The following is a 22,474-nucleotide window of genomic DNA, read 5'->3' as shown; positions in this document are numbered from 1 at the left end:
TTTGTGGGTTCATGCATTTTTATCAAGCCTTCTTTTTCTTCTTCCACCAGTAATAGGTGCCGGTGAAGTAAAACACCAGCGGCAGAATTCCTGATACAAACACCAGGAATCTTCCCAGTTCGCCCCAGAAATCACCGACGTGCCAGGCTCGCTGCAAGTCGCCGAACTTTTTCCTGAAGTCACGGTCCTTGACCAGCTTGGTATTCAAAAGCTCCCCCGTGGCCAGATCCCACTCCCAGCCGCTGATACCATGCTCCGGATCACGCGCCAAACCCATCAGCTTATTGTCCTTCATATCAATACGGAACTGCGCAATTTGATCTTCTTCCAGCAAAGAAGACAACACCGGCTGCACGACAGAGAAAGACAAGAGCGCTGAAGTCGCAGGCCCCCCATCCCCGGGACCGCCTCCCTCACCGGGACCACGCGGGAAGAACCAATCCGGCCTTGCCAGATAAATCCCCGAGAACGTCACAATACACATCAGAATCAAGGAATAAAAACCCAAAAACTTATGCAGCTCCAGATTGAATCCCAGAAAAGATCTTTGTTTGTTATAGCGAAGACTGCGCTTCCAACTTTTTCCCTGACCAGGCCACCACAAGTACAATCCCCCCAAAAGAAGAATCATGCTTAAAACCCCTGTCACCGCCACGATCGTGCGACCGGTCCCACCCGAGAATAAATCATGGTGGAACACAAAAAAGAATCCCCCCAGTGTTTCCTTGAACACCTCGGAGCCTTTGAATTCAAAGGTTGCGGCATCCACATAAGCCGTTACAAAACGGCGATTTTGTTCCCCTTTGGGAACGTTGAACATGATGCGGTGATTGTAGCGAGAATCTTCAGAGGCAATAGTCATGCGCATTGGGTTGGAATCCACGCCCAACCCCTGACGGGCATTTTGAACAATCTGATCCAGATCCGGCACCACCGGCGCTGCGGAAGCCACTTTTAGATCAGGCTTCATCAAGGCATCAATTTCTTCGGTATAAACCAGATAACTTCCCGTCAATCCTAGAAGAACAAAGTGAATCCCAATGACAATCCCCAACCAGCGGTGGGCCCATAACATGAATTTGTGAACGACTCTTTTCATGGCCACTGGATAACGGTTTCAAAGTGAATATACAACTTAGTGACCTTATTAGTTCTTCATTGATGAGATTTTGAAAATCTAATGAAAACCAATTATCAGGAAAATAAAAAACGCAGTGGGGTGACCACTGCGTTTTGATAGATTCTCAACTATTGAGATCTAGATATTAAGCACCACAAACATTGTTTTGGGAAACAACTGCATTGATGTTTGCTTCGATAGAAGCAGGTTGCATGTTTGTTTCAACAAAGATTTTGTTGTAGTTCTTTTTCAAAGTTGTGCCCATAGCTTTGGAATCACAACCCATCAAGTTTGCAAGACCCGCCAAAGTCTCACCTTCACCACGAGCAGCATCGTTAGCCAAAGCCACTTTGTTCACTTCGATGAAAGCTGGAACTTCTTTACCGGATTTGAAGATACCATCTTGCTGGCAGTTCAAAGTCCCTGTGGAGATACCGAAAGTTTGGTTACCAGAAGTGCCGTTTGTAGTTGCAGCAAGAATCTGATTACCACCAGAACCCATGACGATAGAACCCAAGCCACAACCTGCAGAACCATAACCTTGGCCGGACGCTTCTTCCAAAAGACCTTTTTTCTTTTGAGCGTGAGCCACACCAGAAACCAACATTGCTACAACAACAAATTTAACCAACTTCATTTCAACCTCCGAAGTATATTGGATTTGCCTGAAAAAATTGTGTCCTCGAATCACACAAACGGCAAATAGTTTTGTTATCGTTGGGCACAAGGACCTGTACGCAGATGGACACTGGGAGCTAGACCTAAGTCCAAAGATCTAGAACCCATCCCAACGCACGTTGATCTTCGGGAACTCAATCCAGTCTTCTGAAGAAGGGAAGCCCTCCGGACGAGGCTCGGTGCTGCCTTTGAAACTTAGGAACGCAGTCAAGGCACAGATAAAGGCCTCGAAGGCGTGATTGTTTTCGATCATCAACTTCACGTCCTGATCATAGACGAAGGCGACATTGTGAGCACTTAACGCGTGTAAGATCTCCCGTCGGCTTTCATCACCGCCAATGGCATGCTTATGGAAACGCAGGTGGCTTTTCATTACATTTAACGAGCGCCCGATGCGCCAGACGGAAAGCTTTGGAAAGACTTCCACACACTTCATTTTCAAATGACGGCGCAAGAACATGGCACGCGCCAACAACGGGGCACTGTTTGCGCCCATCGCGTGTTGCAAGATAAATGGCTCTTCCAGCTCAGAAGACAGGTACATCTCAACGCATCTTTGTGTGTACGGCGTGAAGAGCTTACGTGGTTTCTTCTTCTTGTGCAGCTTGCGAGTGTATTCCCACATCCACTGTACATGGGGCTTCTTGCAGGTCTCTATACTTCCACAACAGTCCTTGGACTCCAGACAGACCGGAAAACGGAAGGGCACGTCAAAGGCCACCATATCGACTTCACTGTGATACTGATCGATAACTTGCTGAACTTTGAAGTCCGCAGAATGGACTTCATCACTTTTAATTTTTTCAACCAGACGGGAAAGAAAGATTTTCTTGTGCTTGGGATAGTATTCCAGGACAGCAACGCAGGCTTTATCGGATTTGCCGCCCCCCAGGGACAAGCCGATAAAACGATGCACCTCTCCGGCATGTGACGACGACTCGGCCGCAGCTTTTTTGGGAGCTGCGGTCTTCTTCTTCGTCGTTTTCTTTACAGGGGATCGACGGGCTTTGCGTCCATCACCTGGAAGCCGGCTTTTTGGCATGCGTTGGCTACTCCCTCACGTTTATCCGGAGGACACCAGACCAGAACACATCCGCCGCCCCCAGCTCCACAAATTTTAACAGCCTCAGCCCCATTCTGCAAAGAGACTTCGGCAAGCTTGTAGATCTCAGGACTTGAAAATTCCGGGGCCAAACGAACTCGGGCATCGAACTCACGTTTAAACAAGGGTCCCAGCTCTTTCCAGTTTCCTGACCGGACCGCGTGCTCCGTTTCTATGGCAATGCTTTTTAAATCACGCAAGGCCTGAAGAGTCCGGGCATCCTTCACCACAGAGTCTTTCATCACCTCAAAGTTATTCAATCCCGAGTGATGAGCCTTCCCCGTGTAAACCAGCATGAACTTTTCAGCCAATGGAGACTGGGATACCGGCAATACACTTTGCTGGATTCCATCATAGCCATAATGAAGGACATTCAGCCCCCCGGAAGCCGCTGGATAGTAGTCCTGTGTTCCGGTCGGCGTATTCAGAATCTCCGCTTCGATATTATGAGCCACCTGCACCATATGATGAACATCACGGAACGGTTTCCCACAGAATTGCGAAAAGGCTTTCATCAAGCTGATTGTCAGACTTGAGCTGCCACCAAGGCCGCCTCCCACCGGGCTTTGCGAGGAGGTCTTCAGGGTGAAACCTCGCTCAGGCTTCCAATACCGAAGCTGAGTCTGCAACAGAACCATCTTAGGATCCGGATCAGACAACGCATCCACCAGATTGTTATAGGCTTTGCGAATCTTCAGATCAGCGGATTCCAGCACGATAGTCGCATCGTCGTGAGGGGTCAGCTCTGCCACGGTATAAATATCGATGGCCACATTCACGGTGGAAGCTCCATTGATAAACAAATAAAGGGGCCACAAATCCAGTGTGCCCCCTGCCAAATCCACGCGTGTGGGAGATTTAACGACAATCTTCTGCATTACTTTTCTTTCTGCTCGGCCATCATGGCCTGCTGCTCATCCGTCGTGCTTTTCTTATTATCCTTCGGAGCTTCCTCTTCGCGCAAGTCCGCCAGGACAATTTTGATAAAACGATCCAAAGCCCCCGCTTCCATTTTCATCTGCTGGGTCGGTTCGGAAACCTTGGCATAAATTCCCAGATCCTGCGCCTGCCCGACCTCGGCTTTCCATTTCAAATCCTTCATCACCAATTCCATGGTGAAAAGGTTTTTCAATGCGGGAAGATTGCCTTCCACAATTTCAGAGGCTTTGGCATCTGCGATCTGACTTAGAAGTTCACGCACTTTGTTTTGATCCAGTGTCAGATCTTTCTTGTCCGGCGCCAGCCACTTGCCATCTTCACGGCGGATCAGTAAACGACCCTTGTCGTTTTTGATACTGATCTCATCGACACTGGCAATTTTATGACGTAGGAAGCGGCGTTCACGAAAGTCCATCACGGTCTTATTCACACGGTTCTGCCAGACAGAGTTGACCAGCAGAACACGGTTTTCACCATTGCGACGGGCAAAAGTGTTATCCTCGAAGTTGCGTTTCTCTGAAATTTCAAAAACATCCTGAGTGCCAGCCGTGCTTTTGAAAGTGACTTTTCCCAAAGGCTTATCCAGCCCATAGAGGGCCCATTGTATTCCCTCACCCTCTTTGGCCACTTCGATGATACGCTCGGGGAAAGCCCCTTTGACAAAGTCATCCGCTGCGGTATTGTCTGCCGCGTCCTTCAACGGCTCCAGCATGGACCATCCGTCCACGCTGCGCTTCAGAACGATTTTCTGATTACCTTTTTCAACTTCGATCTGATCCACCTGATCGAACTCCACAGTCATCAGACGGGCGTCCATGGCGCGCTTTTCTTCAGCCTTCTTTTCACTGAAGAAGTCATACACGGCATAACCGCCAAAAATCAGAAGACAAATGACAAGTATTGTACGCCCTTTGAGTTTCATTACGCATTTCTCCTTCTAAGCCACAGCCCAATGCTGGTTCCCAGCAAAAGAATAGGCAGTGGGATGATGAAAGCAAACAAGAAAACACCGAACTTGGTTTCTGTCATAAGCATTTGTGTCGCCATAGGTTCTTTCGGCGTGATGCTGATCAGGTTTTCCTCTTTAGCCAGAGCCGCTATCGAATTCAGAACAAGATCCCGGTTCAAATTCTGATAAAGCATCTGATTGGTCAGGAAGTCCACATCTCCGGCGACAATGGCCGTGAAGTCTTTGGCGTTTTCATCGCCACCCCACTTGCCGCTGACTTCATCCACCAGTGCATAGGCATCCTCAACACCTTCTCCTTTGATCTGCAAAGAAGGGAATGCCATCGCGTTCGGCGCTGTAGAAACAAGTTCATCCACCACGATGCCTTTCACGCTTTCCACTTTCTTCAAAGACTGCGGGAAACGGAACAAGGTTGCTTCGCTGCGACCAAATGGTTTGGTGATCTTGTTGTTCATCGAGAAAATCACACCCAAGGTCGGACCCTGGTTGATCCCGCGGCCCATCACTGTTTCCACCTGATTCAGGATGTAGTTGTTCCCCAACTGCAATCCCATCTTGGAGGTCAATTTTTCAAGACCCGCAGAATTCTGAGACTCCAGGGCCAGCAAAAGGCTGCCGCCGCCCTTCAGGTAATTCTCCAGCGCTTCAATTTCAAAACTCTGGAACCCCTGAACCGGCCCCGCGATCACGATCACATCCGCATCTTCAGGAATCTTCGGATTCTGAATCAACGGCAGCTCCTTGACCAGATAGCGATTGTTTTCCAGCAGGGACTTCAAGGAACCCAGCCCCAGGCCTTCTTTGTTGTCATTGAGGCTCTTTTCACCGTGACCGACCGTGAAATAAACTGTCTTGTTTTTTTCACGCGTCACTTTGACCAGAGCACTTGTGAAGTCCTGCTCATCGATTTTTTCGATGCGATTGCGGCGCCCCTTGTAATCCAGGAACACCACACCACTGCCTTTATCCACGCCAAATTCCTGAGACAGATCCGGACGTTCATTCACTTCCACAAAGTCCAGCTGGATTTTTGAGCTTTGATCCTGATACTTCTTAATCAGTTCCCGGAAAAGACGACGATTTTCCTCGTTGCCCTCAACACCCTTCTTATAGAAGAAGTACACTTTCAGATCGGAATCCAAAGACCTGACCAGCTTGATCGACTGATCCGACAAAGTATTGGTCTGGGCTAAAGAAAAGTCCCAGGTTTTGGTATGACGAACCCCGATGTAGTTCACCACAATCAACAGAGCCAGAGTCAGAAGGATCAAAACCCCCATGCTCATGCCTTCTTTGGTGGTCTTCATGGTGAAGAATTCCTTGAAAAAGCCGCGGTCTTTAACCAGACCCACAATCAGGAACAACACCGCCATCCCCAAAGACAGCCAGCAGAAAGGCACCCATTCACCTAAAAGGTAACGGGTGATGATCATCGCCACCAATGAGATACCAGCAAACAAAAATGAAATTTTACCTAATTTGCTCATTATTATCTCCAACGTGAGGATTCAACAACACGCTCTGCCAGGAAGCAGAACAACACAATAATACTCAGGAAGAAAACCAGACCATTGGTTCGCACGGTGCCTTCCACCAAACCCGACAAATGACTGCTCAGGGACACGTGCTCAAAGATCTTCCGTGCACGTTCCCCGTCCACCACTTCGGTGCCGATTCCAATGAACCAGACAGAAATGTTAAAGATCACCGACGCCACATAAGCCACGATGCTGTTTTCCGTCAGCGAAGACGCAAACAGGTTCATCGCCGCATAAACCCCACCCACCAGGAAAATACCCAGGAAGGCAATAAACAACGGGCCCCAGTTCACAGTTGCCAACAGCGAAGTTGCCAGCGGATACAGCAGTGCCAAAAACACGATGCCCGCGACAGCACCTAAAGCCGCCATATACTTACCCATCACGATCTGGAACGACGTCACCGGCGAGGTCAAAAGCAGATCAAAGGTGCGAAGCTTCTTTTCTTCCGCAAAAAGTTTCATGGTCAACGCCGGCACCACGAAAATCAAAAGCAGATTCAGATAAGAAAGCTGACGCAGGAACACACCATAGTGAATGTTCAACTGATTCTGCGGAACTCCCTGCTGCATCACATAGTTCATCAACAACTGCGAAAACAGATTCAGCTGAATCGGATACACCCAGCTAAACACCAGGCTGACCAAAAAACAAATCATCCAGAAAGTCGAATTCAGATAAAAACCTTTTAGTTCTTTTTTGAAAATCACGAGAGTGCCGCTCATGCCGGGCCTCCTTTTTCCTGTTGTCCATAAGTCAGTTTCAAGAACACATCTTCCAGATCACGCTTGGCGGGGGTGAGTTCCAAAAGACCATAGCCTTTGCCCACCAGAAGAGCAGAGATATTGTCCACCGCTTCTTCGCTGCCCTTGATATCAATGTCCCATTCTTTCGCCGAAGCTCCGGAATGAACCCCGATCACTGAACCCATGTCGGACAAAACACTTTGCATGTCTTCTACGCCTTTGCGCAAACGAACATGCAGGCGGATCTGTCCTTGCTCCATGGTCGCCAGATTGTGAATACTGTCTTCCGCGACAATGCGGCCTTTGTTGATGATGATGACTTTTTCGCAAGTTGCTTCCACCTCGGGAAGAATATGCGTGGAAAGAATAATCGTGTGCTGCCCCTTCAGGGCTTTGATCAGCTCGCGGATCTCAGCCACTTGTTTGGGGTCCAGCCCCACCGTCGGTTCATCCAGAATCAGAACCTCAGGATCCGACACAATGGCCTGCGCGATCCCCACACGCTGTTTGAAACCTTTGGACAAGTGATGAATCAAGCGCTTCTGCACATCGCCCAGATTGGTTTTTTCGATGGCATTTTTAACTGCGCTTTCGATTCTTTCTTTCGGCACTTGTTTCAAGGCTGCCACATAGCGCAGATAATCCTGCACATACATGTCGGCATAGACTGGCGGGATCTCCGGCAGATAGCCGATTCGTTTTTTAACTTCCAAAGGATTTTCAAAAACATCAAATCCTGCTACTGAAGCACTGCCCTGGCTGGGAGCCATAAAGCCGGTGATGATTTTCATAGTCGTGGATTTGCCTGCGCCGTTGGGGCCGAGGAAGCCCACAACATCACCTTTGGAAATAGAAAAGTTTAACTTATCAATGGCCCGTCTTGGACCATAATCCTTCGTGAGATCTTTGACTTGAATCATGGTGCAATCTCCTCTGTAGTCTAAATGAAAATTTTAGGCTGAGCCTGTCACCAGTCAATCCAAAAGGTACCTGCTTACTTTTGCAGAAGCGATGCGCCGTAGCGTCAGGAGAGTGCAAAATTTAATGTGCGTTCGGAATGATACGTCACGCGCCCCAGCTTGTCGCCTTTGATCGGACGAACGAAGCGGCATTCCACGATGACCACGGCCACCTTTTGACCGACCATCAGGGATTTTGCCGATAACGACTCTCGGGCCACCCAGGCGGAGACCTCTTGAATTTCTGCCGGCGTGATTTCCTGATCACGTTGTCTGTGAATAATAGCGTGCGCCCCCGGATAGTCGCGCAAATGCAGCCAGTAATCCCAAGCTTTGGCCTGACGAAGCAGCGCTAAATTGTCTGCCGCGGACTTCCCACAATAGGCTAAAGCGCCTGAATCCAGATGCAACTTGCGACCTCTGGCATCGGCCTTTTTCATCAAGTCTACCAAGGCGGGTTTTTTCTGCTTTTCAGAATAACGACTGTCTTCCAGCTTCTGGATTTCACGAACCAGCTCATCCAGGCGTTCGCGAGCTCCTTCTTTCTTTCCGACCAACTGCTTGGCTTTGGCAAAGCAGTTTTCGATATTCCAACTCAGACTCTGCTTGGTATCAACACAGGACTGTAGATTCTCCGGAACCTCCAGCGTACCATGGGTCTTCAAGAACTGACCCGCTTCATACCACACCTGTTCGCGATCGCTTTCGATTTGTTTTTGAATCTCAGCAAGCGCCCGGCGTTTTTTCTCCAGATCCTTTTGTTTTTGCCGCTCCCACTGCTCGGCCGGATCCAAGATCGTTTTCTTGGATCCAGCCCCCTGCTCAGCCAGCCATTCTTCGTGGATAGCCACCAAGTCCCGGGGCTGCGGAGGATTTTCCACATGCGGAGCCGGAGTCAGCTCCAGGGGGCGGTCCCAGGAAATCTGCTTACCCTGAGACTTCACGATAAGGTTGCTTTGTTTGGGAATCAGGCGAATCTCCAGATCACAATCCGACGAGGAGTTTCTAAGATGAAGTTCGACCACACGACCGAACTCCTCTCGCACCGTCATGCCGGCAAAGAAGAGATTGCGTCCATGGGAATTCAAAAAAAGACTGACAGGCTTGCCCTTGGGGGCCTTTTTAAAAGGGCACTGGTTTTCAAAACACAGCATCATCGGAGTGTTTGGCACAAGGTCCAGTATCAGCCAGAACATACTGCCGCGCAGATGGAACCCCAGGGCCAGACCTCGGTCGTTGGCCTGCACCTCTTGCAATTGAGCACCGTCCAAAATTGGTGCGAAGTAACGGACAAAATGCTGCAGTTCTTGCTGAGTCAGGGCTTTCATCCTTCCAAGTCTCTCATTCTTTGGACCAATTTTCCATCACTGATGCTCAGGTTCGTAAAAGGAAAGCCGATATTTCTAGGGTATGAATACAGACATGCTAATCAAGATCGTTGAGACCCAGCTGCAAGAGACCGCCAACCTGCGTGAAAAAAGCCATGACTTTATCCGCCGCGTGGTTCACCTCTACACCCTGCAACTAATGAAGACCGGTACCATTCCCTTGGAGTTTATGGACGATGTCCTGACCGACATTGAGGCCGAAGCCGTGGAAATCTATCGCAAGAAAACCTACGGCTTCCTGACCTTGGAAGAATACCGTCGCCACAAATTCCGTCAGAAAGACGACAACTAGTACAAACGACTTTGCGCCGATAAAATTCGGCGCGGACTGACGGAAGTGTCAAACTTCATGCACACTTCCTCCACCCCCAGCACCTTCATGGCATTCAAAGAGGCCAATAGCAAAGTGTCCGAAGTGACTCCACAAGCAACCCCTCCCGACGCCAAATCCAGACACAACTCCACTTCTGAAACTGTTTGTTTTTCAGGCAAGGCCGCAGTGTATTTCAGATCCTTACGAACCTGACCGCACAGCTTTTCCACCGGATTGCGGCCACCACAGGAACCGCACGACACTTCCGCCCGCGCCTGTGAAAAAACGACCAAACAAGACGCAGCAATAAACACCAAGACCGCGAAAAAAGATCTCATCCATGACTCCTTTTAATTTTTGTTGGAGGCACTAGTGTAGGGATCTTTTTGCGCCAGAGATAATTTCAAGTTTGTTATCTGCTTCTTATCAGAAGCCCTTTTGGTGAACTACTCTTCGAACTTCTCAATCACGGCAAAGTACAATGGACCAAAGCCGCATTGATCCGGCATATAGGCCACTCCCAACTCCGTCCGCTCGCCACCAACCCCCAGGGGGGCCTCCAGCAATTTGACCGCCGACTTCTTCTTTTTTAGAAGCTTGCGAACGACGTCATCATTTTCCGCCGGACTGATGGAGCAGGTTGAATAGACAATGCGCCCGCCGGGCTTTACTGCCAGGAAGGCCGCCGCCAACAAAGAGTACTGTCTGGCAGCAAGATGTTCGGTGCGGCGTGGACTCCATTCATCCTGTGCCGCTTGATTTTCCAGAATATGTCTTTCACCAGAGCACGGAGCATCCAACAACACACGATCAAAGCTGGAGGGTTCTTTCAAACCAAACTGAACACCGTCCTTGCCTGTCACCCACACCCGGTTGCGCACCTCGCGAGGCACATACTGTTGAATGACTTTCTTCAAACGCTCGCGACGCTCCGGGGAAAGATCGTTGCAGAAGATCTCACCGTCTTCACCGAAGGATTCAATCAGCACCAGACTTTTCCCGCCCGGAGCCGCGCACATATCCAACAATCGATCCCCCGGCTGAACATCCAAGGCTTTCGCCACCATCACACTGGCCGGGTCCATGATATAAATATCCAAAAGTTCATCCGCATTGCGTTCGGGCTGGCAGCCATGCGCCGGTGTCAGCCAATGACAACCCGGAAGCTCGGCTTTTTCAGGAAAGGTCGCCCAGGATTTTGTTTTTAAGTCAGAAGGGCTCCAGGCGTTAACACGAGCCACTTGTTGCTCACGCGTTTGCAGGGCCGCAAAAAGCGCGGGCCAGCGGGAACCATAGACTTTTTCAAAATGACGATAAAAGGGATGATCGGCGTTCATCCCCCGGATTTTACTTTCGGATTGGGAAAGAGCAAATAAATTCAGAGCCCTGGTCGATAATACTCTTCACAGCGACGGTCCCGCCATGACTTTGCATAATATGCTTCACAATAGCCAGCCCCAGGCCGGTGCCGCCCGCATCACGGGTGCGCCCCCGGTCAATGCGATAGAAACGTTCAAACAGCCGATCCAGATGCTGCTCCGGGATCCCCTGGCCGTCATCAATCACACGCAAAATGATATATTCCTTGATATCGCGCTCCCAACGGATGCGAATTGTTTTTCCCGCAGGAATGTATTTTACGGCGTTGGACACCAGATTGCGCAAAACCTGCTCAACCTTCCGCGCATCTGCCATAAACGGAGGCACATCCCCGTTCACGTGAATTGAAATATTCTTTTCCGCAGCCATCACCGCCAGCTCAGAAACCACGTGTTCTGAAATGGACAGCGGGTGAATCATTTCCAGCTTCAGCTCGGAATTGGAGGCCTCTAAAGAGTTGATACTCAGCATATCATTCACAAGGTCCATCAACCGATCAATGTTGCGGGAAACAATATCCAGGAACTTTCCGGCCTGCTGGATCTGGCCGGTCTTCACGTCCTCTTTCAGCGTATCCACATAACCCTTGATGGACGTCAAAGGAGTGCGCAGTTCATGAGAGGCATTGCCAACAAAATCCATACGGATCTGCTCGGCCCGCTTCATATCCGTGATGTCGTGGAAGATCCCCACAACGCCATAGATTTCGCGCGTCTTTTCATTGCGAATAGGATTCACCGACACGGCAAAGTAACGCGGCTGATTGTCAATCAAGGTCGGAAGCTTCACGGTGAAACGTTGAACCTTGCCCACTTGGATTGTCTTGGCAAAACCTTCCAGAACATCGGAAGAACGAATAGCATCTTTCAGACGCAAGACCTGCCCATCCATCAGGTTGGAAGACAGGAACTGCGCTGCAAACTGAGAGTTAAAATAAAGAATCTTTTCATCCAGACTGACGCTGACCAAGCCTTCGGCCACGGCACTCATAAAGGCCTGGGATTCCTCTTGCGCCTGCAGATAACGAGCCTTACGACGTTTCATTTTACGGTGGATGTGATCTAAAGCCACTTCCAATTCAGAGATGTCAGCGGTTTCATCATCGAGAAGATCATCATCCTGGCCTTCCACCAAATTCCCAAACGTGCGCTTGCTGGAAATGCGCAGGGCCTTCAAAATCACCCGATGAATGGGCTTGGCAAAACGGTACGAGGTCAAAGCCGCGACCAAAATGCTGAAAACAAAGAAATTCAAAAGGGCTTCGTTATAAACGAACGGACGCACGCCATAGCGAACATCGATGACAGATATCACGGCCAGAAAAAGACCGTTAAAAGCTACAACCTGCCAGGAAAAGTAGCGCCAATAGACTTGCCAAGGAAAACGGATAAATCGCTTCATGCGATATCTACTTTAACCCTATATCCGACGCCACGGATAGTCTCAATACGGTCGCCCCACTCGCCTAACTTCTTGCGCAATCCGAAGACATGGGTGTCAATAGTGCGTCCAACGACATTGATGCCCTCGCCCTGAATATTCTCAATAAGCTGTTCGCGAGTCAGAACACAACCATGATTCTGCACCAGAGCCCCCAGCAGCTTGAACTCAGAAGGCGTCAGGTGCAACGGCTCGTTATTATAAGAAATTTCATAGGATTTAAAGTTGATCTTAAGCCCCAACAGGGACACTTCCCCATCATCACTTGCCGGAGCCGCCTGCACCTGAGACCGGCGCAGAAGAGCTTTCACCCGCGCGATAAACACGGAAGGGTTAAAGGGCTTGGTCATATAATCGTCAGCACCCTTTTCAAGGCCCGAGACGATGTCCTGAGGTTCGGTCTTGGCAGTCACCATCAAAACCGAAGCTCCAGGATTTTTTGATTTAATTTTATCAACGATTTCAACGCCGCTCAGACCCGGCAGCATCCAATCAAGTACGAACAAAGAAAAACTCTGGCGATTCAATTCCTGCAAAGCCTCTTCGGCGGAAGCACATTCGGTCACTCGGTAACCCTGCCGCAAAAGGTGCAGAGCCATCAGCTCTCGGATCTCTTGCTCATCTTCCACCACTAACACTTGCACTGAGTTGTCAGCCAAACTTTCCCCCGTGTCGAACATCTTTGCCGGTGAAGGCAAAGATCACGTCTTCGGCGATATTCGTCGCATGATCCCCTAGACGTTCCAAATTTCTTGCAATCAAAATCAAATCCATGCCGGCTTCCACATCTTCCGAGTGGGCCTTCATGTGCGCCATCGCTTCGTTGAACACCTTGTTCTTCAACGCATCGATTTCATCGTCCATCAGAAGAATTTTTTTGGACTGCTCAACGTCACCACGAACAAAGCAATCCAAAGACTCTTTCACCATGCGACCGGCGATCTCAGACATTTTCTGGATATCACCCAGCTGCGACTGGATCGGCTTGCGCCCCAGATAGTCCTTGCCGGAATAAGAGATATTCACGGCCTGATCCCCCATGCGCTCCAAATCGTTGTTGATCTTCAAAACAGAAATGATCAAACGAAGATCCTTGGCCACCGGTCCTTGTTTGGCCAGCAGGTGCATGCAGGCATTGTCCACCCGGATATGGTCTTCGTTGATTTGTCTTTCGATCGCATGCACGCCATCGAACATTTCCAGATCCCGAGACAACAATGCTGCTGTCACCAAAGACAGCGACTTTTCAACATGGCCACCCATCAAAAGAATCATTTTTTTGAGGTCTTCCAGTTGAATGTCTATCGCTCTTTCCATGGCATCCACCTTATTAGCGCTTGGCTTGATTTATAATGATTTGAGAAATAAAGACACCGCTTAACACGGCATCTCTATGGATTCTAACAGAAACTTAACACACTTTAAAAGAGGACCTGGGCCGCAAATTCGACTCGGGAACGGTCCCGCACTCCGGGGGCAAATTCCTCGGCATAACGAGTATAATCCACAGCAACAGCCGCTTTAACATCCTCAGTCACCTGATATCCCAGGGCCAGGAGGCCCGTTTGCAGATCTTTGCCTTTTTCACCGACAGCCGCGTTTAAATAGTCATAACGAAGCATCACCTCCGCTTTGGGGCCCGTATGCACCACCGCGTAAAGACTCCCCCCCTGTCCGTGCACAGACTCCCCACTCAAGGAAGTCACATCCACACCATCGGCCATCTTAAAGTCGCTAATAGCATCGGCTGGATCTTTGGAATTCAAAAACTCCAAAGCCACCGACCAGCTGTCTTGTTCCTCATAACTGATAAGAGCCTGTACACGCTCTTTCAACCCCACGCTTCCGCCATAGACCTCATAATTTCCACGCACATAGTTGAAACTCAGGGACCAAGGGGACCAGCGGAAGAACCGAACAAACAAGGCCGCCTCTTTATGCGGACCTTTTTCTTCCTCCTCAGCGCCTTCCCCGTTAGACAGGCTTACGGCCCATTCGCCGTAGTCATGCGGCAGTTCGGACATGAAGGACACCCCCAAATCCGAATAAGAAAGATACTTCCATTTTTCAGTGATGGCCCACGCCGTCCGCCCCAGGAAACGATAGTTGCTGGACTGATACTGAGCCTCCTGCCAGGTTTGAGGAATCAAACCTAAGCGCAAAGCCTTCATCCCGCTAAAGGTGCTGACTACATCCAAATAGGCTTCACGAAGTCCCACATCGAAACGGTTCGGACTGGTTTCCTTTTCTTCAGAGCCTTCAAAAGACAGCACCAGAAGATTGTCGTCTTTCAGCGGCACATTGATATCCATAAACATGGAGGGCACATTAAAGGATGAGTTTCCACGCTCTCCGGTGGGCAGAGTCCACACCGATGCCGTCACATCCAGTTCGCCGGAAATCTCGATCTCAGAAAGAGCCAAAGCCTGCGAGCAAACAAAAACAGAAAATAAAGAGCCCAGAACGATTTTTTTCATGCTCTCATGCTGCCATCTTTATATACTGTTGCCAAGGAAAGGGAAGTTTATCGTGTCACGTCGAGTATCCGCCATCGACATCGGTTCCAACGCCATCCGTATGATGGTCGCCGATGTTCATCCGCAAGCCCCCCACCTGCACATTGTTAAAAAATTCCGGGCAGCGGTTCGACTGGGGCATGATGTCTTCACCCAAGGACTGATCACCCCGGCCTCTCTGGAAATCGCCAAAGCCACCTTTCACCGCTATGCCCTGACCAATCAGGAGCTCGGCGTGCAACAGTGCCGGGCCGTGGCCACCTCGGCCAGCCGTGAAGCCAAAAACCAGAAGGAATTTGTCGATCTCATTTATAAAACTTCCGGCATTCAAATCGAAGTGATTAATGGCACTGAAGAAGGGCGACTGATCCATCTGGCCGTCCGCCGCGAACTGGATCTGGACAATCGCAAAACCATGTTGATCGATATCGGAGGCGGCAGCGTTGAAGTCACCTTTTCTCAAGGCGCCACCATGCTGGCCACAAAATCGTTTCCGATGGGCACAGTCCGCGTGCTGGAAAACTTAGCCAAAAGAAATCTGACAGAAAACCATCTGAATATTATCATGGGAGAGTTCATCACCGCCCTGGGCGAACACATTTACAAGAACTGCGATCTGGACCCGGTGGACTTCGCCATCGGAACAGGTGGAAACCTGGAATGTCTGGGGCAGCTGAAGGTCCAGCTTCTAAAAAAGTCCCCGCACACCTTCCTGACGCTGCCCGAGCTTTCGGAAATCATCGTGCGACTGCGCGCTTTGAAGATCAAAGAACGCATTGAAAAACTGAATCTGCGCCCGGATCGTGCCGACGTCATCGTCCCTGCCGCCATGCTGGTAGAGACCATCATGCGCCAGGCAGAAACGCATAAAATCCTTATTCCGTCTGTGGGGCTGCGGGATGGCCTGATCTGGTCGATGTTGCAGAACTAATCCGCCAGAAACTTCGGTGGAATTGCAAATAACAACTGCGCCCGCCCTGCCTCGGCCGTGGCAAAGGATTCAAGCTCCAGACCGATGATGCCACTTTTTTTCAGGTCAATGAAACTTTCAGATCTCAGTGACAGCATGTAACTGGCAAAAGTGCTTAAGTGTGGTTCATGGCCGACAACGGCAATTCGCTTGTGATTCTTGCCTTGCACGCGCAACCACTTTAAAAATGCCTGCGGCGGACTGTGAGGCACCAGCTCCGGCGCCTCCACAACTTTGGTTTCATAGTAAATCTGGGACACGATTTCTGCCGTCTGGCGTGCCCGGGTCAAAGGGCTTGAGACAATCAGGTCAAATTCCTTGATATAGTCGCGCAGATTCACGCAGACCTTCTGCATCCGCTTACGCCCCTTCAAAGTCAAAGGACGCAGATAGTCCTCCTGTCCCTTTTTAGCAAACTCTTCTTTGTCTTCGGCGACTGCGTGCCGGATGATGATCAACTCCACTGCTTTAACTCCGACCCTAATCTGAGGATGTGTTGGTGCTGTCCTCAACAAATGTAACCCGGGCTTTTGCAATTTGCATCAGAGTTTGATGAATTCCCACATCCGTGGAGTTCTGACGCACATAAGTTCCGTCAGCCTTCATCTCCCAGGACTGTCGCTGCTCTCTCACGCACAGATTCAGGATCTCCCAGCACTTTTCTTTTAAAGTACGATCCAGAATCGGCACGATGGCTTCCACCCGGGCATGCAGATTGCGATACATCCAGTCGGCAGATCCCAGGAAGAACTCACCATCCACCGGGTCCTTTTCCCCGTTTCGGAAATAGAAAATGCGGGAATGCTCCAGGAAGCGACCAATGATCGAAGTCACGCGAATGCGCTCACTCATGCCCGGAACCCCGGGACGCAAGCAGCAGAACCCACGCACAATCATGTCGATGTCCACGCCTTTTTGTGAAGCCGCGTACAAAGCCACAGCGATATCATTTTCTTCAAAGTTGTTAAATTTTGCGATGATCCGTGCCGGACGCCCTGCCTTGGCGTGCTCTGCTTCCCGCTCAATCATAGCTTTAAATTTGGTAAACATATTCACCGGAGCAATCAACAGATTCTGATAATTGCTCTTCAAAGATCTTCCCGTCAGGTAATGAAAGAACTCCACAACATCGGAAGTGATTTCCTCGCGGGCGGTCAACAGCCCCAGATCTGTGTAAAAGCGCGAGGTCGCCACATTATAATTGCCTGTTCCAATGTGACAGTAACAGCGCAATCCCTCTTGCTCCTGCCGCACAACCAGAGCGGTTTTGGCGTGGGTTTTCAATCCCACCACCCCATAGACCACATGGACACCGGCATTTTCAAGCTCAGTTGCCCAGTAAATATTGCGTTCTTCATCAAAGCGGGCTTTCAGCTCGACCAGACACACCACTTGCTTGCCTTGTTCTGCTGCACGAATCATGGACCTGATAAACGGACTGTTGTCCCCGGTGCGGTACAACGTCATCTTGATGGCAAGGACCTTGGGGTCTTCGCTGGCGACACGAATGAACTTTTCCACCGATCCCGCAAAGCTTTCGTAAGGATGATGCACCAACTGATCGTTCATCTTAATGGCATTGAACATGCCCGCTCCGTCTTCAGCAAAGGCAGGCAGAATCACCGGGTTGTAAGGTTCAAACTTCAACTTTGGCAGATTCACATCAGAGATGGACGACAAATCGGTGAAATCCAAAAGACCCGGGGTTTCATAAATGTCCTCTTCAATCAACTCCAACTCTTCCATCAAAAACTTCAACATCCACGGATCAGGATTTGGCCCGTGCTCCAGGCGCACGACTTCGGCAAAACGGCGCTGGCGCAGCTCTTCCTCGATCGCCTCCAGAAGATCTTCCGCATCCTCCTGATCCTGGTCAGAGTCCGCATTTCGAGTCAGACGAAACGGCATCACCCCCAGCACCTGCATGGACGGAAACAGATCAGCCAGATTTTCCTTGATCACATCGAGCAAACTGATGAATCGATAAGATCCGCTTTCAGGATCGGTGCGCACCCATTGTGGTAACACTTTGGGAATCTTCACCCGGGCAAAAAGTTTTTCATCCACATGGGGATGCTTCAAAGTCACACCCAAAGAAATGGAAAGATTTGAAATAAATGGAAAAGGATGCCCCGGATCCACCGACAACGGAGTCAAAACCGGAAAGACGTTTTTGTTGTAATATTTTTTTACGTTCTCTTTTTCTTTGTCGCTGAGATCCTTCCAACCCAGTAAAAAGATATTCTCTTTTTCAAGGGCGGGCTTCAGAACTTTATTAAAGACCTGCGCCTGATCCTGAATCATCGGAATCACGAACTGCCGGATTTCCTGCAACTGATGCATCGGGGTTTTTCCGTCCGCCGATTTTGGTGACACTCCGTAAGCCACATGGCGCTTCAGCCCGCCAACCCGCTTCATAAAAAACTCATCCAGATTGGAGCCCGAGATACTGAGAAACTTCACACGCTCCAAAAGTGGATTGCGCGCATCCTCGGCTTCAGCAAGAACGCGTCTGTTAAAATTCAGCCATCCGATCTCACGGCTGGAAAAAAGACTTTCAGATGACAGAGGATGTTCGACAACCTTTGGTTTCCGTGTTGATTTCTTCTTAGATGTTCGCTTTGGCGATGTCGCCTTCGGTGTGTTCAAAGAATCCTCCTTGACTCCTGAAGCTTCTATTTCACAATAAAGTGACATCTTAAGCAATGTCTTCCCAAGGACAACGACATGCAAAACACTCCCAAAGAATGGTCCATGATTGAAAAGATCCGTTTTCGGGTCCAGCGTCAAAACAAACACAACATCGTCCCGTTGGGCGATGATGCCTTTGTTTTTAAGAACTATCCCGGATACTCCGTGATCTGCCAGGACATGATGGTTGAAAACGTTCATTTTAATTTAAAGTACACCAGCGCCTTTGATCTGGGCTTTAAAGCCTTGGCGGTCAACTTGAGTGACATTGCCGCAATGGGAGCCCAACCACACTATGCTCAGGTATCCCTGGCCCTGCCACCGAATCTGAACGAATCCTGGCTTGACGATTTCTATCAAGGTATGGCTCAGCTGGCGGACGACTGGCGGACTGAGGTTGTCGGAGGAGATCTTGCCGCGTCCCCCGACAAAGTGGTTGTCGACGTCAGCGTCCACGGCTCTTGCGAATATCCCATCACCCGCAAAGGAGCTCGTCCCGGCGATCTGCTGATGTCCAGCGGCCCGCTAGGGCTGTCGTTCACCGGACTGACTGCTTTGCAAAAGAATCTGCCCGGGTTTGAAAGCGCGAAAGAAAAACATTTGCGCCCCCGCCCGCGCCTGGATTTAGTCAAGGGCCTGCAAACACATCACGCCCGAGTGCACGCCCTGATGGATTGCAGTGATGGCCTGATCAACGATGCCATGCAACTGACACCCCCAGGGGGAGGCTTTCATATTTTTGCTGAAAATCTTCCCGTGCACACAGAAAGCCAGCAAATGGCTTTGGAGCTGGGTATGCCTGTCTCTGATTTTGCTCTGTGGGGAGGCGAGGATTATGAACTCCTCATGGCGATTTCCCCTGATGATTATGACCATTTTTCAGGATGGCATATGGTCGGACAGTTCACAGAGAAGCCCGGTGTTTTTTTGACTTTCGCCAAGGGCCAGGAGGAAATCACCGACTTCAAAGGATGGCGGCATTTCAAGTAACCTAAAATCTCAATTCAAGACACTTGTTTGACTTCAGAGAAGGTCTGGTTGAACCGATAAGGTTTGCATGACAAGTCTTGCCCGCTATCATGGTCGATCACCTCGCTACATTCTCAACACTGAGGATGAAAGCTTGGTTCGTGTCGCGGGCCCCAAACAAATCCCCTGGGAGGAAGGCACCGAGATCAAAAATGTCTCGTTGACCGGACTGGCCTTCACGGCACCGGATGACCTTTGCCCTCTGCTGGGAGAAGTCGTTAAAATTCAATTCACACCGCCGGGCTCCCGACAGATGGCCTGCTACGGTATCGTGACTCGCCTGGAGAACATTTCAGATTCTCAAATGCTTGTGGGAATTCATTTCTACAAACTCGAAATGCAACAAAGAATTGTATTGGCGCAGGGCCTGGCCCGTCGGTTCAAGGAAAGTCAGGAGCGCGGTCAGATTGACGATCTTCTGAATCGCCCCCGCAGCAATCTAAGTCTGGCCAGTCTGCCTCAGCTTGTGGTGATGGGAATGCTGGCAACACTTTGGTGCGCCAGCATCTGGATGCTTCTGCGATATGAATACGTCGGACTTTATAAAATGATTCTTGGCTGGTTTTCCTAAAAAACCGCTTCTATTTCACTTCACAAGTAACAGCATACTCTGTGGCCGCGTTACCAGGAGCTCCCATATCCGTCAAAGTCCCGGCAAGCTTTTGATTCTCGCCAGCAACATTCAACTCAAGGCCCTTAGCATTGGTGAGATCAAGCATCATCACTTTCAAAGACGCATCGGTTCTTACCGTTTCCATCACCATGATATCCGCATTTTCACTCTCAGTTCCCGTCACAAGAGCCCCACGGATGTCTCCATCGATGACCCCAAGTTCAATAGTGACCTTTTCATCCCTGCTCTGACAGATAATGGACTCGGCCATCGCCATCTGTGAGCCCAACACACCAAGAGCCAAAACCAGCAGTGCCTTCTTCATAGAAACTCCTTTACTTAGACATGAGCCCAATAAAGCAATTTCTTTACCACCCAAAAGCAAAGCAGGATCCCCTTAGTGAGATCTGAGAGTCCCTCTCCTGTTTAAACTCTGCACACCAGGCAAGAACCGTCACCGCCAGAGCCTGTTTCGCGCGAAACTAACCAAAATACTCCTCTTTAAGGCGCTTATAGGCGAAGTCCATAAAGCGCTTCACTTTCTGGGAGGTTTCTTTCGTGTCCGGCGAAACCAGACTGACGGGCACCTCTTCGCTGCGCAGATTCTTATGAATATGAATCAAACGTCCGTCGCGCAGTTCTTCTTTGCACAGGAATTCAGGGATGTAGGCATAACCCTTCCCCAGCACGGCCATCTTCAGCAACAAGGCCGGATTGTTGGCGCTGAGAACGGGATTGGTTTTTAAACTCAGTCGTTTTCCATCCGAGGTCCGCACCACCTCCAGCTTAGGATTCTGGGTCATCGCCAGAAACGGAGCTGCACTGAGTTTGTCCAAATCCTCTGACACCCGATAGCGCTCCAAAAAACCCGGTGAAGCCACCAGCACACTGCGAACTGTTCCGATCTTTCGCGCCTTCAAGGAGCTGTCCTTCAGATTCCCGATGCGAATTCCCACATCCACGGATTCCTTCACCAGATCCACATAGGCCTGGGTCAGGTACAGATCAAAACGCACCCGGGGATACTGACGGGTGAATTCATCCAAAATCAAAGGCAACTGCTTGACGCCCATATCATCCGAGGCTGTGACTTTGATCACTCCGGAAATTTCCGTGGTGGATTCACTGACTTCGCCACTTAATGTTTCCAGACCTTCAATCAACCCCCGGGCCCGCTCGTAATAAACCCGCCCCATTTCCGTCAGCTGAAACTGACGCGTGGTTCGATAAATCAACTGAACCCCAAGGTCCTTCTCCAACGCCGACAGCCTTCTACTGACGCGGGATTTGGGTTGTTTGAGAACTTCGGCCGCCTTGGTAAAGCTTCCAGCCTGCACGAGTTTTACAAATGTCCGTATCTGATTGAGATCAAATTGTTCCATATACGCAACAGTTTATCTCGAATGTGTCACCTTACGCAATAATCAAAATCGCTCGATACTAAACGGGTCGAACAAACAAAAAAAGGAGACCTTACATGAAATCACTTATTCTTTCTTCCCTGGTAACACTGGCAAGTCTTTCTGCATTTGCAGGTCAAAGCATTCCCGCGGGCAGCTACAATATTGACCCCGCTCACTCCAAAATCGGATTTGAGATTCCTCACTTGGTGATCTCGACCGTGGAGGGTCGCTTTTCAAAGTTTGATGGTTCTTTGGTTGTCGATTCAAAGCTTGAAAAATCCAAAGCCAGCCTGAATGTGGATGTGGCAAGCATCAGTACCGAAAACAAAGACCGCGATGATCACTTGAAAAGTGCGGACTTCTTCGATGTGGCAAAAAACCCTAAGATGACATTCGTCACTAAAAAAGTGATTGGCACTCCAGAGGCGCTAAAAATCGTTGGCGATTTGACAATCAAAGGTAAAACTAAAGAAGTGACCTTGGATGTTAAATATCTGGGCGACGTGAACGACGCTTACGGTAACAACAAGGTGGCCTTCTCTGCGACAGGCAAAATCAACCGTAAAGATTTCGGTTTGAACTGGAGCAGTGTTGTTGAGGCAGGTCCGGTTGTAGGTGACGAAGTGACTTTGATTCTAAAGATCCAAGCTGCGAAACCTGCTGCCAAGAAAGGTTAATA

General features: G+C 49.7%; 24 protein-coding genes. 5 read left to right on the top strand and 19 right to left on the bottom strand.

The window, feature by feature from the left end:
- Positions 1 to 22 precede the first annotated feature (22 nt).
- The 9 genes from ACZ5ZZ_RS04300 to ACZ5ZZ_RS04260 all read right to left on the bottom strand — a co-directional run bounded on the left by ACZ5ZZ_RS04300 (position 23) and on the right by ACZ5ZZ_RS04260 (position 9,380).
- The gene (locus ACZ5ZZ_RS04300; protein WP_464141416.1) at positions 23 to 1,099 is read right to left on the bottom strand and encodes a PepSY-associated TM helix domain-containing protein; all 1,077 of its coding nucleotides are present in this window, start codon (positions 1,097 to 1,099) and stop codon (positions 23 to 25) included.
- A 166-nt stretch (positions 1,100 to 1,265) separates the two neighbouring features.
- Positions 1,266 to 1,757, bottom strand: coding sequence for a DUF3015 family protein (locus ACZ5ZZ_RS04295; protein WP_464133715.1), 492 nt, complete (start codon positions 1,755 to 1,757; stop codon positions 1,266 to 1,268).
- Between the two features lie 138 nt (positions 1,758 to 1,895).
- Entirely contained in the window at positions 1,896 to 2,840 is a 945-nt protein-coding gene (locus tag ACZ5ZZ_RS04290) for a DUF429 domain-containing protein (protein WP_464141414.1), read from the bottom strand.
- Positions 2,786 to 3,778 carry a GHMP family kinase ATP-binding protein gene (locus tag ACZ5ZZ_RS04285; protein ID WP_464141412.1) on the bottom strand — a complete coding sequence of 331 codons (993 nt, stop codon included), beginning with the start codon at positions 3,776 to 3,778 and terminating at the stop codon, positions 2,786 to 2,788. Before ACZ5ZZ_RS04285 ends, ACZ5ZZ_RS04290 begins: the two co-directional genes overlap by 55 nt.
- The gene (locus ACZ5ZZ_RS04280) at positions 3,778 to 4,761 is read right to left on the bottom strand and encodes a DUF4340 domain-containing protein (protein WP_464141410.1); all 984 of its coding nucleotides are present in this window, start codon (positions 4,759 to 4,761) and stop codon (positions 3,778 to 3,780) included. Before ACZ5ZZ_RS04280 ends, ACZ5ZZ_RS04285 begins: the two co-directional genes overlap by 1 nt.
- Positions 4,761 to 6,296: a GldG family protein gene (locus ACZ5ZZ_RS04275; RefSeq protein WP_464133705.1), complete on the bottom strand. Its 1,536-nt coding sequence runs from the start codon at positions 6,294 to 6,296 to the stop codon at positions 4,761 to 4,763. Before ACZ5ZZ_RS04275 ends, ACZ5ZZ_RS04280 begins: the two co-directional genes overlap by 1 nt.
- Before the next feature lie 2 nt (positions 6,297 to 6,298).
- A complete protein-coding gene (locus tag ACZ5ZZ_RS04270) occupies positions 6,299 to 7,072 on the bottom strand; it encodes an ABC transporter permease (RefSeq protein WP_464117992.1) in 774 nt (257 codons plus the stop codon).
- Complete coding sequence (locus tag ACZ5ZZ_RS04265) at positions 7,069 to 8,013, bottom strand: ABC transporter ATP-binding protein (protein ID WP_464133702.1); 945 nt, start codon at positions 8,011 to 8,013, stop codon at positions 7,069 to 7,071. The genes ACZ5ZZ_RS04270 and ACZ5ZZ_RS04265 overlap by 4 nt, the downstream gene beginning before the upstream one ends.
- Positions 8,014 to 8,117: 104 nt before the next feature.
- On the bottom strand, positions 8,118 to 9,380 hold the full coding sequence (locus ACZ5ZZ_RS04260; protein WP_464133701.1) for a DUF814 domain-containing protein: 1,263 nt from the start codon (positions 9,378 to 9,380) through the stop codon (positions 8,118 to 8,120).
- An 82-nt stretch (positions 9,381 to 9,462) separates the two neighbouring features.
- Between ACZ5ZZ_RS04260 and ACZ5ZZ_RS04255 the strand changes: the two genes are divergently transcribed.
- Positions 9,463 to 9,732 carry a DNA-dependent DNA polymerase gene (locus ACZ5ZZ_RS04255; protein ID WP_464141408.1) on the top strand — a complete coding sequence of 90 codons (270 nt, stop codon included), beginning with the start codon at positions 9,463 to 9,465 and terminating at the stop codon, positions 9,730 to 9,732.
- Here the strand turns inward: ACZ5ZZ_RS04255 and ACZ5ZZ_RS04250 are convergent.
- From ACZ5ZZ_RS04250 to ACZ5ZZ_RS04225, 6 genes are all read right to left on the bottom strand, one after another.
- A complete protein-coding gene (locus ACZ5ZZ_RS04250; RefSeq protein WP_464117996.1) occupies positions 9,729 to 10,091 on the bottom strand; it encodes a hypothetical protein in 363 nt (120 codons plus the stop codon). The two genes, ACZ5ZZ_RS04255 and ACZ5ZZ_RS04250, sit on opposite strands and share 4 nt — an antisense overlap.
- A 108-nt stretch (positions 10,092 to 10,199) precedes the next feature.
- Complete coding sequence (locus ACZ5ZZ_RS04245) at positions 10,200 to 11,090, bottom strand: RsmB/NOP family class I SAM-dependent RNA methyltransferase (protein WP_464141406.1); 891 nt, start codon at positions 11,088 to 11,090, stop codon at positions 10,200 to 10,202.
- A 10-nt stretch (positions 11,091 to 11,100) separates the two neighbouring features.
- Positions 11,101 to 12,534, bottom strand: a complete 1,434-nt coding sequence (locus ACZ5ZZ_RS04240; RefSeq protein ID WP_464117998.1) for a sensor histidine kinase — start codon at positions 12,532 to 12,534, stop codon at positions 11,101 to 11,103.
- Positions 12,531 to 13,232 carry a response regulator transcription factor gene (locus ACZ5ZZ_RS04235; protein ID WP_464117999.1) on the bottom strand — a complete coding sequence of 234 codons (702 nt, stop codon included), beginning with the start codon at positions 13,230 to 13,232 and terminating at the stop codon, positions 12,531 to 12,533. The genes ACZ5ZZ_RS04240 and ACZ5ZZ_RS04235 overlap by 4 nt, the downstream gene beginning before the upstream one ends.
- Positions 13,225 to 13,890, bottom strand: coding sequence for a phosphate signaling complex protein PhoU (phoU, locus tag ACZ5ZZ_RS04230; RefSeq protein ID WP_464118000.1), 666 nt, complete (start codon positions 13,888 to 13,890; stop codon positions 13,225 to 13,227). Before phoU ends, ACZ5ZZ_RS04235 begins: the two co-directional genes overlap by 8 nt.
- Before the next feature lie 104 nt (positions 13,891 to 13,994).
- Positions 13,995 to 15,050 (bottom strand): hypothetical protein, encoded by a 1,056-nt coding sequence (locus ACZ5ZZ_RS04225; RefSeq protein ID WP_464141404.1) that lies wholly within the window; start codon positions 15,048 to 15,050, stop codon positions 13,995 to 13,997.
- A gap of 52 nt (positions 15,051 to 15,102) precedes the next feature.
- Between ACZ5ZZ_RS04225 and ACZ5ZZ_RS04220 the strand changes: the two genes are divergently transcribed.
- Positions 15,103 to 16,020, top strand: coding sequence for a Ppx/GppA phosphatase family protein (locus ACZ5ZZ_RS04220; RefSeq protein ID WP_464141402.1), 918 nt, complete (start codon positions 15,103 to 15,105; stop codon positions 16,018 to 16,020).
- On the opposite strand, the gene sixA is transcribed toward ACZ5ZZ_RS04220, so the two are convergent.
- Positions 16,017 to 16,523, bottom strand: coding sequence for a phosphohistidine phosphatase SixA (sixA, locus tag ACZ5ZZ_RS04215; protein WP_464118003.1), 507 nt, complete (start codon positions 16,521 to 16,523; stop codon positions 16,017 to 16,019). The genes ACZ5ZZ_RS04220 and sixA overlap by 4 nt on opposite strands.
- A gap of 16 nt (positions 16,524 to 16,539) precedes the next feature.
- Complete coding sequence (ppk1, locus tag ACZ5ZZ_RS04210; protein ID WP_464141400.1) at positions 16,540 to 18,708, bottom strand: polyphosphate kinase 1; 2,169 nt, start codon at positions 18,706 to 18,708, stop codon at positions 16,540 to 16,542.
- A gap of 78 nt (positions 18,709 to 18,786) precedes the next feature.
- Between ppk1 and thiL the strand changes: the two genes are divergently transcribed.
- On the top strand, positions 18,787 to 19,740 hold the full coding sequence (gene thiL, locus ACZ5ZZ_RS04205; protein ID WP_464141397.1) for a thiamine-phosphate kinase: 954 nt from the start codon (positions 18,787 to 18,789) through the stop codon (positions 19,738 to 19,740).
- Positions 19,741 to 19,807: 67 nt separating this feature from the next.
- Positions 19,808 to 20,350: a PilZ domain-containing protein gene (locus ACZ5ZZ_RS04200; RefSeq protein WP_464118006.1), complete on the top strand. Its 543-nt coding sequence runs from the start codon at positions 19,808 to 19,810 to the stop codon at positions 20,348 to 20,350.
- Positions 20,351 to 20,360: 10 nt separating this feature from the next.
- Here the strand turns inward: ACZ5ZZ_RS04200 and ACZ5ZZ_RS04195 are convergent, their stop codons facing one another.
- Both ACZ5ZZ_RS04195 and ACZ5ZZ_RS04190 read right to left on the bottom strand, forming a co-directional pair.
- Positions 20,361 to 20,717 carry a hypothetical protein gene (locus ACZ5ZZ_RS04195; RefSeq protein ID WP_464133686.1) on the bottom strand — a complete coding sequence of 119 codons (357 nt, stop codon included), beginning with the start codon at positions 20,715 to 20,717 and terminating at the stop codon, positions 20,361 to 20,363.
- Positions 20,718 to 20,874: 157 nt separating this feature from the next.
- On the bottom strand, positions 20,875 to 21,774 hold the full coding sequence (locus tag ACZ5ZZ_RS04190) for a LysR family transcriptional regulator (protein WP_464141394.1): 900 nt from the start codon (positions 21,772 to 21,774) through the stop codon (positions 20,875 to 20,877).
- Between the two features lie 95 nt (positions 21,775 to 21,869).
- Here ACZ5ZZ_RS04190 and ACZ5ZZ_RS04185 point away from each other — a divergent pair, with 95 nt between their 5' ends.
- Positions 21,870 to 22,472, top strand: a complete 603-nt coding sequence (locus ACZ5ZZ_RS04185; protein WP_464133681.1) for a YceI family protein — start codon at positions 21,870 to 21,872, stop codon at positions 22,470 to 22,472.
- Positions 22,473 to 22,474 lie beyond the last annotated feature (2 nt).

It is taken from the genome of Bdellovibrio sp. HM001 (assembly GCF_055397275.1).
The sequence above is the reverse complement of the archived record's forward strand: the minus strand, read 5'-3'. Positions and strand labels throughout refer to the sequence as shown.

What these genes read in the sequence shown, in the direction of transcription:
- ACZ5ZZ_RS04275 (WP_464133705.1), bottom strand. Translation starts at nt 6,296, where the DNA reads ATGAGCAAATTAGGTAAAATTTCATTTTTGTTTGCTGGTATCTCATTG.
- ACZ5ZZ_RS04295 (WP_464133715.1), bottom strand. Translation starts at nt 1,757, where the DNA reads ATGAAGTTGGTTAAATTTGTTGTTGTAGCAATGTTGGTTTCTGGTGTG.
- ACZ5ZZ_RS04225 (WP_464141404.1), bottom strand. Translation starts at nt 15,050, where the DNA reads ATGAAAAAAATCGTTCTGGGCTCTTTATTTTCTGTTTTTGTTTGCTCG.
- ACZ5ZZ_RS04190 (WP_464141394.1), bottom strand. Translation starts at nt 21,774, where the DNA reads ATGGAACAATTTGATCTCAATCAGATACGGACATTTGTAAAACTCGTG.
- ACZ5ZZ_RS04200 (WP_464118006.1), top strand. Translation starts at nt 19,808, where the DNA reads ATGACAAGTCTTGCCCGCTATCATGGTCGATCACCTCGCTACATTCTC.
- ACZ5ZZ_RS04300 (WP_464141416.1), bottom strand. Translation starts at nt 1,099, where the DNA reads ATGAAAAGAGTCGTTCACAAATTCATGTTATGGGCCCACCGCTGGTTG.
- ACZ5ZZ_RS04255 (WP_464141408.1), top strand. Translation starts at nt 9,463, where the DNA reads ATGAATACAGACATGCTAATCAAGATCGTTGAGACCCAGCTGCAAGAG.
- ACZ5ZZ_RS04245 (WP_464141406.1), bottom strand. Translation starts at nt 11,090, where the DNA reads ATGAACGCCGATCATCCCTTTTATCGTCATTTTGAAAAAGTCTATGGT.
- ACZ5ZZ_RS04240 (WP_464117998.1), bottom strand. Translation starts at nt 12,534, where the DNA reads ATGAAGCGATTTATCCGTTTTCCTTGGCAAGTCTATTGGCGCTACTTT.
- thiL (WP_464141397.1), top strand. Translation starts at nt 18,787, where the DNA reads ATGCAAAACACTCCCAAAGAATGGTCCATGATTGAAAAGATCCGTTTT.
- ACZ5ZZ_RS04285 (WP_464141412.1), bottom strand. Translation starts at nt 3,778, where the DNA reads ATGCAGAAGATTGTCGTTAAATCTCCCACACGCGTGGATTTGGCAGGG.
- ACZ5ZZ_RS04195 (WP_464133686.1), bottom strand. Translation starts at nt 20,717, where the DNA reads ATGAAGAAGGCACTGCTGGTTTTGGCTCTTGGTGTGTTGGGCTCACAG.
- ACZ5ZZ_RS04290 (WP_464141414.1), bottom strand. Translation starts at nt 2,840, where the DNA reads ATGCCAAAAAGCCGGCTTCCAGGTGATGGACGCAAAGCCCGTCGATCC.
- ACZ5ZZ_RS04185 (WP_464133681.1), top strand. Translation starts at nt 21,870, where the DNA reads ATGAAATCACTTATTCTTTCTTCCCTGGTAACACTGGCAAGTCTTTCT.
- ACZ5ZZ_RS04250 (WP_464117996.1), bottom strand. Translation starts at nt 10,091, where the DNA reads ATGAGATCTTTTTTCGCGGTCTTGGTGTTTATTGCTGCGTCTTGTTTG.
- ACZ5ZZ_RS04265 (WP_464133702.1), bottom strand. Translation starts at nt 8,013, where the DNA reads ATGATTCAAGTCAAAGATCTCACGAAGGATTATGGTCCAAGACGGGCC.
- ACZ5ZZ_RS04280 (WP_464141410.1), bottom strand. Translation starts at nt 4,761, where the DNA reads ATGAAACTCAAAGGGCGTACAATACTTGTCATTTGTCTTCTGATTTTT.
- phoU (WP_464118000.1), bottom strand. Translation starts at nt 13,890, where the DNA reads ATGGAAAGAGCGATAGACATTCAACTGGAAGACCTCAAAAAAATGATT.
- ACZ5ZZ_RS04270 (WP_464117992.1), bottom strand. Translation starts at nt 7,072, where the DNA reads ATGAGCGGCACTCTCGTGATTTTCAAAAAAGAACTAAAAGGTTTTTAT.
- ACZ5ZZ_RS04260 (WP_464133701.1), bottom strand. Translation starts at nt 9,380, where the DNA reads ATGAAAGCCCTGACTCAGCAAGAACTGCAGCATTTTGTCCGTTACTTC.